Origin of the sequence: Phenylobacterium glaciei (assembly GCF_016772415.1) — a bacterium.
Classification (GTDB): domain Bacteria; phylum Pseudomonadota; class Alphaproteobacteria; order Caulobacterales; family Caulobacteraceae; genus Phenylobacterium; species Phenylobacterium glaciei.
In genome coordinates this window covers 1,946,300-1,962,139 of record NZ_JAGSGD010000001.1, presented here as the reverse complement: position 1 = coordinate 1,962,139, position 15,840 = coordinate 1,946,300, and the positions used below count along the sequence as shown (strand labels likewise).

The 15,840-nt window shown below is 68.5% G+C and carries 16 protein-coding genes; 5 read left to right on the top strand and 11 right to left on the bottom strand.

Annotated features, from left to right (window positions below; translation table 11 throughout):
• Position 1: 1 nt before the first annotated feature.
• From guaA to JKL49_RS09470, 5 genes are all read right to left on the bottom strand, one after another.
• On the bottom strand, positions 2–1,558 hold the full coding sequence (guaA, locus tag JKL49_RS09490; protein ID WP_215339962.1) for a glutamine-hydrolyzing GMP synthase: 1,557 nt from the start codon (positions 1,556–1,558) through the stop codon (positions 2–4).
• Positions 1,555–2,853, bottom strand: coding sequence for an RsmB/NOP family class I SAM-dependent RNA methyltransferase (locus JKL49_RS09485; protein WP_215339961.1), 1,299 nt, complete (start codon positions 2,851–2,853; stop codon positions 1,555–1,557). Before JKL49_RS09485 ends, guaA begins: the two co-directional genes overlap by 4 nt.
• Entirely contained in the window at positions 2,846–3,250 is a 405-nt protein-coding gene (locus JKL49_RS09480; RefSeq protein WP_215339960.1) for an MAPEG family protein, read from the bottom strand. The genes JKL49_RS09485 and JKL49_RS09480 overlap by 8 nt, the downstream gene beginning before the upstream one ends.
• A gap of 4 nt (positions 3,251–3,254) precedes the next feature.
• Positions 3,255–4,721: an IMP dehydrogenase gene (gene guaB, locus JKL49_RS09475; protein ID WP_215339959.1), complete on the bottom strand. Its 1,467-nt coding sequence runs from the start codon at positions 4,719–4,721 to the stop codon at positions 3,255–3,257.
• A 71-nt stretch (positions 4,722–4,792) separates the two neighbouring features.
• Positions 4,793–5,029 carry a hypothetical protein gene (locus JKL49_RS09470; protein WP_215339958.1) on the bottom strand — a complete coding sequence of 79 codons (237 nt, stop codon included), beginning with the start codon at positions 5,027–5,029 and terminating at the stop codon, positions 4,793–4,795.
• 54 nt (positions 5,030–5,083) lie between these two features.
• Here JKL49_RS09470 and JKL49_RS09465 point away from each other — a divergent pair, with 54 nt between their 5' ends.
• Complete coding sequence (locus tag JKL49_RS09465) at positions 5,084–5,974, top strand: LysR substrate-binding domain-containing protein (RefSeq protein WP_215339957.1); 891 nt, start codon at positions 5,084–5,086, stop codon at positions 5,972–5,974.
• 223 nt (positions 5,975–6,197) lie between these two features.
• Here JKL49_RS09465 and JKL49_RS09460 read toward each other — a convergent pair whose 3' ends face one another.
• Both JKL49_RS09460 and JKL49_RS09455 read right to left on the bottom strand, forming a co-directional pair.
• On the bottom strand, positions 6,198–6,599 hold the full coding sequence (locus JKL49_RS09460) for a DUF4087 domain-containing protein (protein ID WP_215339956.1): 402 nt from the start codon (positions 6,597–6,599) through the stop codon (positions 6,198–6,200).
• Positions 6,600–6,669: 70 nt separating this feature from the next.
• The gene (locus tag JKL49_RS09455; RefSeq protein ID WP_215339955.1) at positions 6,670–6,831 is read right to left on the bottom strand and encodes a hypothetical protein; all 162 of its coding nucleotides are present in this window, start codon (positions 6,829–6,831) and stop codon (positions 6,670–6,672) included.
• A gap of 104 nt (positions 6,832–6,935) precedes the next feature.
• Here JKL49_RS09455 and JKL49_RS09450 point away from each other — a divergent pair, with 104 nt between their 5' ends.
• From JKL49_RS09450 to JKL49_RS09440, 3 genes are all read left to right on the top strand, one after another.
• The gene (locus JKL49_RS09450) at positions 6,936–8,696 is read left to right on the top strand and encodes a M14 family metallopeptidase (protein ID WP_215339954.1); all 1,761 of its coding nucleotides are present in this window, start codon (positions 6,936–6,938) and stop codon (positions 8,694–8,696) included.
• Positions 8,697–8,950: 254 nt separating this feature from the next.
• Positions 8,951–9,373 (top strand): hypothetical protein, encoded by a 423-nt coding sequence (locus JKL49_RS09445; RefSeq protein ID WP_215339953.1) that lies wholly within the window; start codon positions 8,951–8,953, stop codon positions 9,371–9,373.
• Entirely contained in the window at positions 9,370–9,975 is a 606-nt protein-coding gene (locus tag JKL49_RS09440; RefSeq protein ID WP_215339952.1) for an MORN repeat-containing protein, read from the top strand. Before JKL49_RS09445 ends, JKL49_RS09440 begins: the two co-directional genes overlap by 4 nt.
• Here JKL49_RS09440 and JKL49_RS09435 read toward each other — a convergent pair.
• A complete protein-coding gene (locus tag JKL49_RS09435) occupies positions 9,972–10,325 on the bottom strand; it encodes a DUF1428 domain-containing protein (protein ID WP_215339951.1) in 354 nt (117 codons plus the stop codon). The genes JKL49_RS09440 and JKL49_RS09435 overlap by 4 nt on opposite strands.
• A 143-nt stretch (positions 10,326–10,468) precedes the next feature.
• On the opposite strand from JKL49_RS09435, the gene JKL49_RS09430 reads away from it, so the two are divergent.
• Complete coding sequence (locus JKL49_RS09430; RefSeq protein ID WP_215339950.1) at positions 10,469–12,565, top strand: catalase; 2,097 nt, start codon at positions 10,469–10,471, stop codon at positions 12,563–12,565.
• A gap of 165 nt (positions 12,566–12,730) precedes the next feature.
• On the opposite strand, the gene JKL49_RS09425 is transcribed toward JKL49_RS09430, so the two are convergent.
• Genes JKL49_RS09425 through JKL49_RS09415 form a run of 3 tightly spaced genes read right to left on the bottom strand, consistent with a single transcriptional unit; the run spans position 12,731 to position 15,752 of the window.
• On the bottom strand, positions 12,731–13,855 hold the full coding sequence (locus JKL49_RS09425) for a serine hydrolase domain-containing protein (RefSeq protein ID WP_215339949.1): 1,125 nt from the start codon (positions 13,853–13,855) through the stop codon (positions 12,731–12,733).
• Between the two features lie 59 nt (positions 13,856–13,914).
• Positions 13,915–14,631, bottom strand: coding sequence for an RlmE family RNA methyltransferase (locus JKL49_RS09420; protein WP_215339948.1), 717 nt, complete (start codon positions 14,629–14,631; stop codon positions 13,915–13,917).
• Positions 14,628–15,752 carry a Ppx/GppA phosphatase family protein gene (locus tag JKL49_RS09415; RefSeq protein ID WP_215339947.1) on the bottom strand — a complete coding sequence of 375 codons (1,125 nt, stop codon included), beginning with the start codon at positions 15,750–15,752 and terminating at the stop codon, positions 14,628–14,630. Before JKL49_RS09415 ends, JKL49_RS09420 begins: the two co-directional genes overlap by 4 nt.
• Positions 15,753–15,840: the final 88 nt, after the last annotated feature.

Below are 15,840 nucleotides of genomic sequence, written 5' to 3'. Positions count from 1 at the left end.
GCTATTCCCACTCGATCGTGCCGGGCGGCTTGCTGGTGACGTCGTAGACCACGCGGTTAACGCCCCTCACCTCGTTGATGATCCGGGTGGCGCAGCGGCCGAGGACCTCCCAGGGGAATTCGAAGAAGTCGGCGGTCATGCCATCGGTGGAGGTGACGGCGCGCAAAGCCAGGACGTCCTCATAGGTGCGGGCGTCGCCCATGACGCCAACCGTCTTGACGGGCAACAGCACGGCGAAGGCCTGCCAGATCTTGTCGTAGAGGCCGGCCTTGCGGATCTCGTCGAGATAGATGGCGTCGGCCTGCTGCAGGACGGCGACCTTCTCGCGGGTGATCTCGCCGGGGATGCGGATGGCCAGGCCCGGGCCCGGGAACGGGTGACGGCCGACGAAGGCCGGGGCCAGGCCCAGCTCGACGCCCAGCGCGCGGACCTCGTCCTTGAAGAGCTCGCGCAGGGGCTCCACCAGCTTCAGCTTCATGTAGTCCGGGAGACCGCCGACATTGTGGTGGCTCTTGATCACCGCCGAGGGGCCGCCGCTGGTGGACACGCTCTCGATCACGTCGGGATAGAGGGTGCCTTGGGCCAGGAAGGCCGCGCCCTCGATCTTGGCGCTCTCCTTGTCGAACACCTCGATGAACAGGCGCCCGATGGTCTTGCGCTTGGCTTCGGGATCGCTGACGCCGGCCAGCTCGCCGAGGAACAGGTCGCCGGCGTCCACGTGGATCAGCGGGATGTTGTAGTGGTCTCGGAACAGGGTCACGACCTGCTCGGCCTCGTTGTGGCGCAGCAGGCCGGTGTCGACGAAGACGCAGGTCAGCTGTGCGCCGATGGCCTCGTGGATCAGCACGGCGGCCACCGAGGAGTCGACCCCGCCCGACAGGCCGCAGATCACCTTGCCGTCGCCGACCTGGTCGCGGATCTTGGCCACCATCTCCTGGCGGAACGACGCCATGGTCCAGTCGCCGGAGAGCCCTGCGATGCCGTGGGTGAAGTTGCGCAGCATCTGGGCGCCGCGCGGGGTGTGGGCCACCTCCGGGTGGAACTGGATGCCGTAGAAGCGGCGCGCCTCGTCGGCGATGACGGCATAGGGCGAGCCCGGCGAGGAGGCCACGACTTCGAACCCAGCCGGGATAGCGGTGATCTTGTCGCCGTGGCTCATCCAGACGGTCTCGAGATCGCCGACGTTCCCGAGGTCGGCCAGCAGGGGCGAAGCCCTTTCGATCTTGATCTCGGCGCGGCCGAACTCGCGGTGATGGCCGCCTTCGACCTTGCCGCCCAGCTCGGCGCACATGGTCATCTCGCCGTAGCAGATGCCCAGCACCGGAACGCCCAGCTCAAAGATCTTCTTGGTGACGGCGGGGCTCTCGCTCTCGTGGACGCTGGCCGGACCGCCCGACAGGATCACCGCCTTGGGGGCGAAGTCGGCCAGCATGGCCTCGACCTTGTCGTAGGGGTGGATCTCGCAGAAGACGCCGCTTTCGCGCAGGCGCCTGGCGATCAGCTGGGTCACCTGGCTGCCGAAGTCGACGATCAGGACACGTTCGTGGGTGGGGGTCATGGGGCTTTGTCGGCGAGAGGTTGGGTTCGCTCCAGCACCGCGACGAAGAAGCCGTCGGTGGCGGCGGTGGCGGGGGTCAGGCGCAGGTAGCCTTCCGGGGTGAGGCGGGCGGAGAGATGTTCGTCGGACGTGGCGGGTTTCACGGCGAAACCCTCGGTTCGGGCCAGGAAGGCTGCGACCCGATCCTCGTCCTCCTCGGGCAGGACCGAGCAGGTGACGTAGATCAGCCGGCCGCCGGGCTTCACGAAGGTGGCGCCCAGGTCCAGCACCGCGTCCTGGTCGGCCTGCCTGCGGGCGAAGGTCTCCTCGCTCAGCCGCCACTTGGTGTCGGGGTGGCGGCGCCAGGCGCCGGACCCCGAACAGGGGGCGTCGATGAACACCACGTCCATCCTGGCTTCCAAGCCGTCCAGCGGCCCTTCGTTCACCGGCGAGCGGATCTGCAGGTTGCGGACGCCCGCCCGGTCGGCGCGGCGGATGGTGTCGGCCAGCCTGCGGGCCTCGCTGTCATAGGCGTAGATTTGGCCGGTGTTGCCCATGGCGGCGGCGAGCGCGAGCGTCTTGCCCCCGCCCCCGGCGCACAGGTCCAGCACCTGGGCGCCCTTGATCTCGCCGGCGCAGGCCGCGGCGATCTGGGAGCCGAGGTCCTGCACCTCGAACCAGCCCTTGGAGAAGGCCGGAATGGTCTCCACGACGCCGGCCCGGTCGGTGGCGGCGGGCGCGGGGATGCGCAGGGCGGTGGCCAGCTCGGGCACGGCGGCGGCGTTCAGCGGTTGGGTGGCCTTGAGCGCCCGGGCCGGGTCGCTCTTCAGCGTATTGACCCGCAGGTCGATGGGCGCGCGCTCGGAGAGCGCCTCGCCTTCCCGCGCGGCGGCGTCGCCGAAGGCGCGCGCGAAGCTTATCTCCAGCCAGGCCGGATAGTCGCCGCGAACCGACGGCGGGGCCTCGGCCAGGTCACGGGGGGTTTCCAGCGTGGCGATCTCGGCCTCGGTGAGCGCGCCGTGGCCGTGGGGCTCCTCGGTGACGGCGGCGGCGATGCGGTCGACCGGCCAGTCCCATTCGTATTTCAGCACACCGAGGACGGTGGCGCGGACGCTGTCGTCCCCCATCTTCCAGGCGATGGACCGCCGCCGCCGCAGGGCGTCGAGCACGAGCCCCGCGACCCAGGCGCGGTCCTTGGAGCCGGCATAGCGGGCGTCATTGCCCCAGGACTTCAGGGCCAGGCGCGAGGGGCGGTGGCGCTCCTCGACGTCGGTGAGAACCTCGATGGCGGCCGAAAGGCGCCCGCCGTCACGCAAGGAAGATCGCCGCCACGATCATGCCGACGCCGATCATGCTGACAAACCAGACCAGGGTGCGCAGGCCGGTGATCCCGGCTGCGTAGAGGGGGACATAGAGGATGCGCGCGCCCACATAGAGCAGCCCGCCCCAAAGGGTGAGCTCGCCGGTCTTGGCCACCAGATAGGCCGCGAAGGTGGCGGCCACAAAGAAGGGGAAGGTCTCCTGGAAATTCCGGTACGCCCGGTCCAACCGCCCCGACACACCGGTGAGAACCCGGTGCTCGTCGCGAGGGCCAGCCGCCCATTTGAGGTCCTGCTCGGGATGCATCCGCGCCGCCGCGGTCGCCCACAACAGCTGCAGGATCCCGACGATGATCGCCGCGCCGATCAGGAGAAGTTCAGGGGCTGCGCTCATGGTCTTAGACGGGGCTCGTATAGTTGGGGGCCTCACGGGTCATCATGACGTCGTGGACGTGGCTTTCACGCAGGCCGGCGCCAGTGATCCGGATGAACCGGGCCTTGTCGCGGAAGGCCTGCAGGTCGGCGGCGCCGGTATAGCCCATGGCGGCCCGCAGACCGCCTACCATCTGATGCAGGATCGCGGCGATGGGACCCTTGTAGGCGACCTGGCCCTCGATGCCCTCGGGCACCAGCTTGAGGGCCGAGACCTCCTTCTGGAAGTAGCGGTCGGCCGAACCATTGGCCGTCGACATGGCGCCCAGCGAACCCATGCCGCGATAGGCCTTGTAGGAGCGGCCCTGGTACAGGAACACCTCGCCGGGCGCCTCGTCGGTGCCGGCGAAGGCCGAGCCCATCATGGCCACCTGGGCGCCCATGGCGAGCGCCTTGGCCAGGTCGCCGGAGTACTTGATGCCGCCGTCGGCGATCACCGGGACGTCGGTGCCGGTGGCGGCCCGCACGGCGTCGGCGATGGCGGTCAGCTGGGGCACGCCCACGCCGGCCACGATGCGGGTGGTGCAGATGGAGCCCGGGCCGATGCCCACCTTCACCGCGTCGGCGCCGGCGTCGATCAGGGCGCGGGCGCCTTCGTAGGTGGCGACGTTGCCGGCGACGATCTGCACGCGGTTGGTCTCGCGCTTCAGCCGGGCGACAGCGGCGCCCACATCGGCGTTGTGGCCGTGGGCGGTGTCGATGACGACGACGTCTACGCCGGCGTCCACCAGGGCCATGGAGCGCTCATAGCCCCCGTCCCCGACCGTGGAGGCCGCGCCCACCAGCAGGCGACCCTGCGCGTCCTTGGCGGCGATGGGGTGGGCCTGGGCCTTCTCCATGTCCTTGACGGTGATCAGGCCGACCGCGCGGTAGGCGTCGTCGACAACGATCAGCCGCTCGATCTTGTGCTGGCGCAGCAGGGCGCGGGCCTCGTCCTGGGTGCAGCCCTCGCGGACCGTGATCAGGTTGTCCTTGGTCATCAGCACCTTGGCCGGGACCTCGCTGGAGCCCTCGAACCGCATGTCGCGGTTGGTGAGGATGCCCACCAACTTGCCGGTGCCGGGCTCGACCACTGGGAAGCCGGAGATCTTGCGGCGCGACTTGATGGCCAGGACCTCGCTGAGCGGGGTGTCGGGGTTGATGGTCAGCGGATTGATGACCATGCCGCTCTCGTAGCGCTTCACCTCGCGGACCTGCTCGGCCTGTTCCTCAGGCGTCATGTTCCGGTGCAGCACGCCCAGACCGCCGGCCTGGGCCATGGCGATGGCCAGCCGGCTCTCGGTGACGGTGTCCATGGCCGAGGACACGAGCGGTATGTTCAGACTGATTTCGCGCGTGAACCGGGTGGTCGTATCCACCTGGCCGGGCATCACATCGGATGCGCCGGGTTCGAGCAAAACGTCGTCGAAGGTGAGCCCTTCGCGAATCTCCATTGGAGTCTCCATTTTGCGAGCCGCGTATAAGGCGTCGGGGCGGGGGTGGGCAAGGGTTGCGTCCAGAAGGGTCATGTCGCGGGCTCCTTAGTGAGGCCGAAGGTCATGGCGAACATGACCAGGCAGAGGACCGCGCCGGTCGTCAGGGCTACGGACATCAGGCTGAAGACGAAGGTGGGGGCCAGCCGCAGATCGGCGGCTATGTCGTCGCCCATCACCCCCAGCAGGTAGAAGCTGGAGGCGAAGGCGATGGTCTGGCCTGCGCCCAGGGCCAGCATGATCACGGTCTGTGGGGGCTTTCGCGCCATGACAAGTCTATGCGCCGATTGCCCCATGGCGGAAATCGACATATTGGGAAGGAGATGTTCGAAAATCTCACATCACGCCCCCTGCCCTCCCTGAACGCCCTGCGCGCCTTCGAAGCCATGGCGCGGACAGGCCGGGCGACCCTGGCAGCCGAGGAACTGCACGTCACCCACTCAGCGGTCAGCCGCCAGGTGAAGGCCCTGGAGCAGAGCCTGGGCGCGCGCCTGTTCACGGGGCCCAAGCACCGGCTGGAGCTGACCCCGGCCGGGGCGGCCCTGCTGCCGGCGCTCACCGCCGCCTTTGACCAGATCGCCGGCGCCGTGCGCCAGGTTCGCGGCGGGGCCGAGGACCTGCACATCGCGGTCAACGCCAGCATCTCGGTGAAATGGCTGATTCCGCGCCTGTCGCGGTTCACCCAGGCTCATCCCGGCGTGCGGTTGCACCTGACCGAACTCGCACCCCAGGCCGTCAGCCAGCGCGGCGCCGACGCGGTAGTGCGGCTGGTCCCCACCAGCCGGCTGGCCGATCCCCTGGCCACGGCCTTCATGCCCAGCCACCTGGGCGCGGTGCTGTCGCCGGGCCTGGCCGAGCGCTTCCCCGACGCCCTGCGCGCGCCGCGCCTCGTGGCCCAGACCCACCCGCAGGGCTGGGCGATCTGGGCGGCCCTGGCCGGGCTGGAGCTGCCGCCGTCGCCGGAGCAGCCCTTCGCCCACCTGCACTTCGCCCTCGACGCGGCGATCGCGGGCCTGGGGGTGGCGGTGCTGCCTTGGCCGCTGGTGGCCGACTATGTGAAGAGCGGGCGGCTCGTGGCGCCTTTCGGGTTCATCCCAGCGCAGAGCGGCTTCGCGCTGCTGGCCGCGCCGGGGGTGAGCAGCCGGGCGCTGGATCAGTTCCGGGGGTGGCTGAAGGCGGAGGGGGCGAAGACGCCGGAGCCGCCGAGGGGCTAGGCTTTCCAACCCAGGTCTATCATCGACGACCAGAGCACGGGCCGGGATCGCGCGCCTCGTCACCCTTTGATCGTCATGGCCGGGCTTGTCCCGGCCACCCATGATCTCCGTGATGCAGCAAGCTAATCCGGCGGGCGCCGTGCGACCTGCGGCGAGGCGGAGATCATGGGTCCCCGGGACAAGCCCGGGGATGACGATCTTTGAAATTGGAGAGACGAGAGGCCTACGGCTTCGGCAGCTTCCTGTCGGCGCGGCAGACCTTGAGGGGCTTTTGCATCACGCTGTGGATGGTGGTGATGCGCTTCGCCTTCGGGTCGGTGGTCACGCGTAGGCAGGCGCAGCCATAGCCGTAGGATGAGCCGTTGGTGACCACCCAGTCGTGCTCGCTGAGATCGGGGATGAGGTCCATGCCCGGGGCCTGATAGCCGCCCTGCATACCGATCACCCACTCCGCCGAACTGTCGGTCAGCCACCAGTTGCCGGGCGTGGGATTGGCGATCCAGCCGCAGCGCATCTCGCCGACAGGCTTCTTCGGCGCGGCCTGGGACGGCGCGCCGGCGCCCACCAAGGGCAGCAGCACCGCGAGGATTGCACCGCCGCGGCCAAGTCGATTGCCGAGTGTCATGCGCGCGCCCTTGCCTGCCCGTCGAGGCCGGCAGGAGGCAGGCGACGGGCGCCAGCTGTCAAGGCGCGCCCTAGAACAGGCCGGCGCGCTGCCCGATCACGAAGATCGCGATGATGATCGCCACCACCTGGAGGATCCAGTTCAGGGGCGAGGGAATGGGCATCTTCTGGATCGCCCAGATGGCCAGGGCGAGCAGGACGACGACGACGACGATGAGGATGAGCATGGACATGCAGCGCTAACCTCCACCGTGGGCAAAGGTTCCGCGCCGCCCCTCGACAGGCGCGACCGGCTCGCTCATGACATCGGTATTGATCCGCGTCTGGAGTGAACCCGATGACTGACGCCCCCGCCCCCTGGGACCAGGACTTCCTGCCGCCCGCGCCGCCCTGGCAGGGGGCGAGCCAGGCGTTGTTGCGGGACGGGAGCGATCCCTGGGCGAGCGCCTTCGAGGCTGATCCGGAGCATGACTTCAGTCCCAACTATGTGGATACCCGGGCCTGGTTCGACCGGCTGGAGGCGGCCTCGCCCTGGATCCGCATCGAGGTGTTCGGGACCTCGCCGGAGGGGCGGCCGATCTATGCGGTGATCGCCAGCAAGGACGGCGACAAGTTCCATCCCGGCAAGCCGGTGCTGCTGGCCCAGGCGGGCATTCACCCCGGCGAGATCGACGGCAAGGACGCCGGCATGATGCTGCTGCGCGACATCTGTTTCTATGGGAAGGAGGGTCTGCTGGACGGGGTGAACCTGATCCTGGCGCCGATCCTCAGCGTCGACGGACACGAGCGGGCCTCGCGCTATTCGCGGCCCAACCAGCGGGGCCCGCGCATCCAGGGCTGGCGCAACACCGCCACCAACCAGAACCTCAACCGCGACTACATGAAGCTGGACCAGCCGGAGATGCAGGCGGCGCGAGGGCTGATCAACAAGTACAGGCCCGACCTCTATGTGGACATCCACGTCACCGACGGCCTGGATTACCAGTACGATCTGACCTTCGGGTACAATGGCGAGGCGGCCAGCTGGTCGCGGTCGCCGGCCATCGCCACCTGGCTGGACGGCGTCTTCAAGCCGGCCATGTACGCCAGCCTGGAGGCCGAGGGGCACATCCCCGGCGAACTGGTGTTCGGGCTGGACGACGACAATCCGAAGAAGGGCTTGTCGGACGGCGGCCTCGGCGAGCGCTACTCCAACGGCTGGGGCGCAGCGGCCCATGTGCCCACCATCCTGATCGAGAACCATAGCCTCAAGCCCCACGCCCAGCGGGTGTTGGCGACCTATGTGTTCCTGGAAACCGCGCTGAAGCTGATGGCCACCGAGGGCGCGGCCCTGCGCGGCGCCATCACCGCCGACAAGGCGCTGCGGCCGGCGGAGATCCCCGCCAACTTCGTCCAGGCCAAGGCGCCGGCCCGGACGCGGAGCTTCAAGGGCATCCGGTACGACACCTATGAGAGCGCGGCCTCCGGGCGGCGCGAAATCCGCTGGCTGGGGGAGGCGGACCCGGAGCTGTGGTCCCTGCCCCACTTCCTGTCGGAGCCGACCCTGACTCTGGCGCGACCCAAGGCCTATTGGGTTCCGGGCTATCGGGCCGACCTGATCGCGCGGCTGGCGCTGCATGGCGCGGCGATGGAGCCGGTGGCGGCGCCGAAGACGGTGAGAGTCGAGATGCTGCGCCTGGCCAAGCCGGAGATCGCCACCCAGGCGGCCGAGGGTCATGTGGCGATCACGGTCAAGGAGGTGACGCCGGAGCGCCGCGACTGGACCTTCATGCCGGGTTCGGTTCGAGTGTCGACCGACCAGCCGCTGGGGGACCTTATCGTCCTGCTGCTGGAGCCGCAGTCCAGCGAGAGCTTCTTCGCGTGGGGCATGATCCCCGAGGTGCTGACCCGGGTGGAATATATCGAGGCCTACGCCATCGCGCCTTTGGCCGACCAGATGCTGGCAAGGGATGGCGCGCTGAAGGCGGAGTTCGAGGCCAAGCTGGCGTCCGATGCGAAGTTCGCGGCCAGCCCGGGGGCGCGGCTCGCCTGGTTCTACAAGCGCACGCCGTTCTACGACGACCGCTACCTGCTCTATCCGATCGGGCGGGAAGTTTAGGGGTGTCCTCCCCTAACCCGCTCGTCTCCGCTTCAGATCGTCATGGCCGGGCTTGTCCCGGCCACCCATGATCTCCGAGGTTCAGTAAGACGGCGCGGCGTGCGCCGCACGATCTGCGGGGAGACGGAGATCATGGGTCCCCGGGACAAGCCCGGGGATGACGATTGGATTTGGAGTCGGCGCTGACCCATTTTTCGCCAGTCCCGCCGTTCGCGCCCCCCTGCGAGGCTGGGGCCTCAAATTGGGGAACAGCCATGCGGCGGATCGCGATCACGGCATCAATGCTGAGCCTGCTGGCCGGCGGAGCCCTGGCCCAGAGCGGGCCGCCCACCAAGCCGTGGGACCTGCGCAAGGCCCAGGCCTTCTCCAACATCTGCCTGTCGCAGGAGACCGGGGACGCGCGCGGCCTGCGGGTGTTCCTCCAGGCGCCGGGGGCCAAGCCGCTGGTCGTCACCCAGGTGGCCGAGGGCGCGCCGATGGCGCCCCAGGCCGCCAGCGGCGCCAGCGTGACCGGGACGGCGGTGAGTTTCACCACGGCCGGCGGCGAGACCTTCCGCGGGACCCTGTCGGACAAGGCCCTGACGCTCTCCAGCAAGCGGGTCGCCAAGCTGGTCCTACATCGGCGCAGCGACGCCAAGGGCTTCCCGGTCTGCACCGGCGCGGAGGGACAATCGTGATCCGCATCCTGCTGACCGCCGCCGCCCTGTTGGCGGCAGGCTCCGCCCAGGCCCAGGCGCCGGGACAGCCAAAGCCCGCCGGCACGCGCTATGTGGACTATGCCAAGGACCCGCACTGGGTGGTGGACCCGCTCTCCAAGTGCGCCGTGTACAACACCCGCCCAGACCCAGCAATTACCGTACGCTGGGCCGGGCCGTGCGTGAATGGCATGGCCGAAGGCAAGGGGATCATCGTCTATTCCCGGAACAACCGCTTCGCCGCCAAGTACGACGGCGGGGTGAGCGGCGGGGCGCGCAACGGGCGCGGGGTCTACTACACGGCCAATTTCGACCAGCTGTCGGTCAACTGGAAGGACGGCTTGGCCGAGGGGCTGGGCGAGTGGACCTATGGCGACAAGTCGTACTTGAGGGCCAGGTTCTATCGCGGCGAGGCGCGCGGCGATGTCCTCTACCGCCAGGGGGACTGGGATTATAACGGGCCACTCAACGACGTCGGGGCGGTGACGTCCCACGGCGGCTCACCGCGTCCCGCCCGGCTGGCCAATGTCCCGTACCAGCAGCCGAGGCTGCAGAACCCTGACGGATCGCCCTTCGGATTCTAGAGCTCGATGAAAGGCTGAAAGCCGCCATAAATCATCCGCTTGCCGTCGAAGAGTTCGACGGCTTCCTCGGACTTGAGGATCGGATCGGCCATGACCTTGGCGCTGACAGCGTCACGCTGTGCGCGATCCTCATAGACGATCCAAGAAAAGATCACGACCTCATCGTCGGTGGCCTGCACCGCCCGGGGGAACGAGGTCAGCTGGCCAATGGGCACATCCTCGCCGACACATTCGACATAGGCGAGCGCGCCGTACCCCTTCCAGACCGCGCCCGCCTTGCCGGCGAAAGCCTTGTAGGCCTCGAGCTTGGCCTTGGGGACCGCGAGTACGAAACCGTCGACATAGGGCATGGAAGACTCCTGCTGTTGTCCTGACCCTAAGGACGCAGGCCGGGGAATGAAACCGACACGCCGGCGCAAATTTGAACAGATCCGCCGTCACCAAACCAAGGGTCCCGCGTTGCGCAGGCAGACCACCGCTCAGGACCCTCGACATGACCAAGCCCAAAGACGCGCCCGCGAGCGCGGACACCTCGTACGTCGGAAACGGCGGCGAGCTGCACCAGACCGCCAGCGCGCCCGAAGCCCGGATGACCACCAATTTCGGCGTGCCGCTCGCCGACGACCAGAACTCGCTGAAAGCCGGCGCGCGCGGGCCCAGCCTGCTGGAGGACTTCATCCTGCGGGAGAAGATCCAGCACTTCGACCATGAGCGCATTCCCGAGCGGATCGTGCATGCGCGCGGCTCGGCGGCGCACGGCTATTTCGAGCTGACGGAGTCGCTGGAGACATACACCCGCGCCAAGATCCTCACCGAGGTGGGGGTGAAGACCGAGCTGTTCACCCGCTTCTCCACCGTGGCCGGCGGCGCGGGGTCTGTGGACACGCCCCGCGACGTGCGCGGCTTCGCCGTGAAGTTCTACACCAAGGAGGGCAACTGGGACCTGGTGGGCAACAACATCCCGGTGTTCTTCATCCAGGACGCCATCAAGTTCCCGGACCTGATCCACGCGGTGAAGATGGAGGCCGACCGCGGCTATCCGCAGGCGGCCAGCGCCCATGACACCTTCTGGGACTTCATCGGCCTGATGCCGGAGAGCACCCACATGATCATGTGGGCCATGTCGGACCGCGCTATCCCGCGCAGCCTGCGGATGATGGAGGGCTTTGGGGTCAACACCTTCCGGCTGTTGAACGACAAGGACGAGGCGACCTTCGTCAAGTTCCACTGGCGGCCGAAGCTGGGGACCCAGTCCACCGGCTGGGACGAGGCGGTGAAGATCGCCGGCGCCGATCCGGACTACCACCGCCGCGACCTGTTCGAGGCCGTCGACTCAGGCGCCTTCCCGGAATGGGAGTTCGGGGTGCAGCTGTTGAGCCAGGCGCAGGCCGACGCCCTGCCCTTCGACATCCTGGACGCCACCAAGCTGATCCCCGAGGAGATGGTCCCCATCAAGATGATCGGGCGGATGGTGCTCGACCGGAACGTCGACAACTTCTTCGCCGAGACCGAGCAGGCCGCCTTCCTGCCCACCAACATGCCGCCTGGGATCGATGTGTCGGATGACCCGCTGCTGCAGGGCCGGCTGTTCTCCTACCAGGACACCCAGCTGTCGCGGCTGGGCTCGGTGAACTTCCACCAGCTGCCGATCAACCGCGCCAAGGGCTGCCCCTTCCAGAACTTCCAGCGCGACGGCCACATGCAGACGGAGGTCCCCGTCGGCCGGGCGAACTATGAGCCCAACAGCCTGGCGCAGGGCGGCGAACAGGGGGGTCCGCGCGAGGATCCCAAGGGCGGCTTCCGCACGGCGGCCGCGACCGACAGTGGGCCGAAGGCGCGGCTGCGGGCCGAGACCTTCGCCGACCACTACAGTCAGGCGCGGCTGTTCTACGCCTCGCAGACGCAGATCGAGCAGGCCCATCTGGCCAGCGCCCTGGTGTTCGAGCTGTCCAAGTGCAGTTTCGAGCATGTGCGGCTGCGCATCCTCGCCAACCTGCAGAACGTGGATGCGGGCCTCGCCCAGCGGGTGGCCGACGGCCTGGCCATGGACCTGCCGGCCAAGTCCGAGGCGGCGGTCAAGCCCGTGGACATGGACCTCTCGCCGGCGTTGCGGATCGTCGGCAAGTATCCCGAGACCCTGAACGGCCGGGCGGTGGGCATCCTGGTCACCGACGGCGCCGACGGCGCGCTGATCAATGCGGTGAAAAAGGCGGCGCTGGCCGAAGGCGCCAGCGTCAAGATCATCGCCCCCAAGGTGGGCGGCGTGAAGCTGAAGGACGGCAAGCTGTTGCCGGTGGACGGCCAGTTGGCGGGGACGCCCTCGGTGCTGTTCGACGCCGTGGCCCTGGTGGTGTCGGAAGCCGGTTGCGACCAGCTGCTGATGGAGAGCGCGGCGACGGACTTCGTCGCCAACGCCTTCGTGCACCTGAAGGCCATCGGCTTCACCGCCGAGGCGCAAGCCTTGCTGGACAAGGCCAATGTGGAGCCGGACGCCGGGATCGTGGACCTGGCCGAGGGCGCCGAGGCCTTTATCCCGCCGGCCCGCACCCGCCAGTGGGACCGCGAGCCGAAGGTGAGGATGCTGGCTTAGGGTTACCCTCCTCCTTTGATCGTCATGGCCGGGCTTGTCCCGGCCACCCATGATCGCCGAGGCGCAGCAAGGGTCTGCGGCGGCGTCGCACCTGCTACGGCGAGACGGTGATCATGGGTCCCCGGGACAAGCCCGGGGATGACGATTGTTGGGCGTCGTGGTGATTTACCCCATCGCCATCATCAGGCCGAAGGCGCGCATGTCGCCGGTGGTGGTGGGGGCCATCTTGTTCATGGCGTAGGCGACTGTGGTGCGCGCATCCATGTCGATGATGATCAGCGAGCCGCCATAGCCGCCCCAGTAGATGGTGTTGGGGTTGCGCATGGGGACGGTGGCGCTCGGCAGGCCGAAGCCCATGCCGAAGCGGGCCGGGCCGCCGAGGATCAGGTCGGTTCCCTCCACCTGCAGTTCCAGGGCCTTGCGGCAGCCGGCCTCGGAGAGGATGCGCTTGCCCTTGGCGACGCCGCCATTGGCCAGCAGGACATGGATCTCAGCCACCGAGCGGGCATTGCCCGTACCCCCGGCGGCGGGGATCTCGGCGCCGCGCCAGGCCCGGGTACGGGTGGCCACCGGATCGATGCCGGGATTGCGGGACATGTTGGCCACCAGCTCGGACTGCTCGCCGTCGGCGATGCCGGCGCCCGGCGGCGGCGGGATCAGGTCGGCGACGCGGGCATCCTCGCTGGCCGGCAGACCGATATGGAAGTCGGCGCCCAGGGGCTCAGCGATCTCCTGGCGGAAGACGGTCCCCAGGGACTTGCCGGTGATGCGGCGCACCACCTCGCCCACCAGGTAGCCCTGGGTCAGGGCGTGGTAGCCCGGCGCGGAGCCCGGCGTCCAATAGGGCGCCTGGGCGGCCAGCAGGGAGGTGGCCTTTTCCCAGTCGTAGAGGTCCTCGGTGGTGATCGGTTCCTTCCAGCCCGAGAGGCCGGCGGAATGGCTCATCAGGTGGCTGACCTTGACGTCGGCCTTGCCGTTGGCGGCGAACTCCGGCCAATACTTGGCGACCGGGGCTGCGAAATCGAGCTCTCCGCGGTCGGCCAGCAGCAGGGCGGTCAGCGCCGTCATGGTCTTGGTGGTGGAATAGACGTTGACGATGGTGTCGGCTTCCCAAGGCCGGGTCTTCTCCGCGTCGGCCCAGCCGCCCCAGAGGTCGACCACCGTCTCGCCGTCGACCGTGGCGCAGAAGGACGCGCCGACGTCGGCGCCGGAGGCCAGGTTGGCCTGGAAGGCCTCGCGGACCTTGGAATAGTTGTCAGCCGTGAAGCCGCGCACCGAACCGTCAGCCATTGTCGCCTCCCCTTGTTTGTTGCGGGGAAGCTTAGAGCGCGGCATCGTGGATGGGGAAGCTACTTCCGCCCCTTGAACCCGGTCGCCACCAGGTAGGTCTCGGAACTGTCCGCGCGCGAAGCCTTGGGTTTCATGTTCTTCACCTCGGTGAAGTGGTGCTTGAGGTTGGCGATGACCAGGGAGGTTTCGCCGCCCTGGAAGGCCTTGGCGATGAAGGACCCGCCGGGTTTCAGCACGCTGATGGCGAAGTCCACGCCGATCTCGATCAGGCCCATGATCCGCAGGTGGTCGGTCTTGCGGTGGCCGACGGTGTTGGGGGCCATGTCCGACAGCACGACGTCGGGGGCGCCGCCCAGCATCCTGATCAGCAGCGGGCCGCATTCAGGGTCGGTGAAGTCCATCTCGATGATCTGGGCCGGCGAGATCGGATCGACCGGTAAGAGGTCGACGCCGACGATGTTGGTGACGCCGCGCTCGACGGACACCTGGGTCCAGCCGCCGGGGGCCGCGCCCAGGTCGATGACCCGGATGCCGGGTTTCAGCAGGTGCAGGCGGTCGTCGAGCTCGGTCAGCTTATAGGCTGCGCGGGAGCGGTAGCCGTGGGCCCTGGCCTTGGCGGCGAAGGGGTCATTGACCTGGCGCGACAGCCAGGCCTGGGAGGACGGGGTCCGCATCTTGGCGGTCTTCAGGCGCGCGGGCTTGCCGCGGCCCTCTTCGGTGCCGCCCATGGGCGGCTTGACCATGCGCTTGCGGGCCGGGGGGAGTTCGTCGGTCATTCGGCGGCCTGGGGCATGGGTTTGCCGCGACGGCCGCGGCGGCGTTTGCGGCGCTTGGCGCCGCCGCTTTCGGACATCAGGGACATCAAGATGCCCTCGCGCAGGCCACGGTCAGCGACACGGACGCGGGTGCAGGGCCAGAGTTCCTGCACCGCCTGGAGGATGGCGGCGCCGGCCAGAACCAGGTCGGAGCGGTCGGGGCCAATGCAGGGCTGGTCGGCCCGCTGCTGGGCTGTGAGGCCCAGCAGCAGATTGGCGGCGCCCTCGCACTCGGCCCGCGTCATCCAGATGCCGTCGACACGGGACCGGTCATAGCGCGGCAGGCGCAGGTGCATGCCGGCCAGGCTGGTGATGGCGCCCGAGGTGCCGATCAGGTGGGCGCGGTCCTCGTCGAAGATCGGCCGCATCGGGTCGGCGTGGCGGAAGGCGGCGAGGTCGAGCTTCACCCGGTCGACCATGGCCCGGAACCAGGCCTCGGTAGGCTCCGCGCCCTCCGGGAATTGCTCGGCCAGGGTGACGACGCCGATGGGGATGGAGAGCCAGGCCTTGATGGGCAGCTTGGAGGCCACGAAGGTGCTGAGCTCGCCGCCCAGGCCCTCGCCCTTGAGGTCGACCCAGGACAGCTCGGTGGAGCCCCCGCCCACGTCCACCACCAGGGCGGCGTCGGCGCTGCGGTCCAGCAGGTTCAGGCAGCCGGCGACGGAGAGCTGGGCCTCTTCCCGCGGCGCGATGATCTGCAGGCGCAGGCCGGTCTCTTCGAAGACACGGTCGATGAATTCCTGGCCGTTCTCGGCCATGCGGCAGGCTTGCGTCGCGATGGCCTTGAGCTTGATGACCCGGCGGCGGCGGACCTTTTCGGCGCTGACCTTCAGCGCGGCCATGGCGCGTTCCATGGCGACCTCGGACAGGCGGCCGCTGGCGCTGAGCCCCTCCCCCAACCGCACGATGCGCGAATAGGCCTCCACCACCCGGAAGCTCTTGCCCGACGGCGTGGCGATCAGCAGCCTGCAGTTGTTGGTTCCGAGGTCGAGGGCGCCATAACAAGGCGCATCACTCCCCGACCTTTCCCGGCCATTCGGCATGGCGCCGGGCGCGGACGCGCTTCCAGCCTGATCGCTCATTCAGGCGCCTGGAAAGCGCGTAAACCAAGAGGGGGAAACACGCGTAGCGTGTTTCTGCGCGCCTCAGACATGGACAACCTTAAGTCCT

Excerpts from the sequence above, each read along its gene's own strand:
- JKL49_RS09470 (WP_215339958.1), bottom strand. The coding sequence starts at position 5,029 with ATGGCGCGAAAGCCCCCACAGACCGTGATCATGCTGGCCCTGGGCGCA.
- JKL49_RS09455 (WP_215339955.1), bottom strand. The coding sequence starts at position 6,831 with ATGTCCATGCTCATCCTCATCGTCGTCGTCGTCGTCCTGCTCGCCCTG.
- JKL49_RS09445 (WP_215339953.1), top strand. The coding sequence starts at position 8,951 with ATGCGGCGGATCGCGATCACGGCATCAATGCTGAGCCTGCTGGCCGGC.
- JKL49_RS09415 (WP_215339947.1), bottom strand. The coding sequence starts at position 15,752 with ATGAGCGATCAGGCTGGAAGCGCGTCCGCGCCCGGCGCCATGCCGAAT.
- guaA (WP_215339962.1), bottom strand. The coding sequence starts at position 1,558 with ATGACCCCCACCCACGAACGTGTCCTGATCGTCGACTTCGGCAGCCAG.
- guaB (WP_215339959.1), bottom strand. The coding sequence starts at position 4,721 with ATGGAGATTCGCGAAGGGCTCACCTTCGACGACGTTTTGCTCGAACCC.
- JKL49_RS09435 (WP_215339951.1), bottom strand. The coding sequence starts at position 10,325 with ATGCCCTATGTCGACGGTTTCGTACTCGCGGTCCCCAAGGCCAAGCTC.
- JKL49_RS09425 (WP_215339949.1), bottom strand. The coding sequence starts at position 13,855 with ATGGCTGACGGTTCGGTGCGCGGCTTCACGGCTGACAACTATTCCAAG.
- JKL49_RS09420 (WP_215339948.1), bottom strand. The coding sequence starts at position 14,631 with ATGACCGACGAACTCCCCCCGGCCCGCAAGCGCATGGTCAAGCCGCCC.
- JKL49_RS09430 (WP_215339950.1), top strand. The coding sequence starts at position 10,469 with ATGACCAAGCCCAAAGACGCGCCCGCGAGCGCGGACACCTCGTACGTC.
- JKL49_RS09450 (WP_215339954.1), top strand. The coding sequence starts at position 6,936 with ATGACTGACGCCCCCGCCCCCTGGGACCAGGACTTCCTGCCGCCCGCG.
- JKL49_RS09460 (WP_215339956.1), bottom strand. The coding sequence starts at position 6,599 with ATGACACTCGGCAATCGACTTGGCCGCGGCGGTGCAATCCTCGCGGTG.
- JKL49_RS09480 (WP_215339960.1), bottom strand. The coding sequence starts at position 3,250 with ATGAGCGCAGCCCCTGAACTTCTCCTGATCGGCGCGGCGATCATCGTC.
- JKL49_RS09465 (WP_215339957.1), top strand. The coding sequence starts at position 5,084 with ATGTTCGAAAATCTCACATCACGCCCCCTGCCCTCCCTGAACGCCCTG.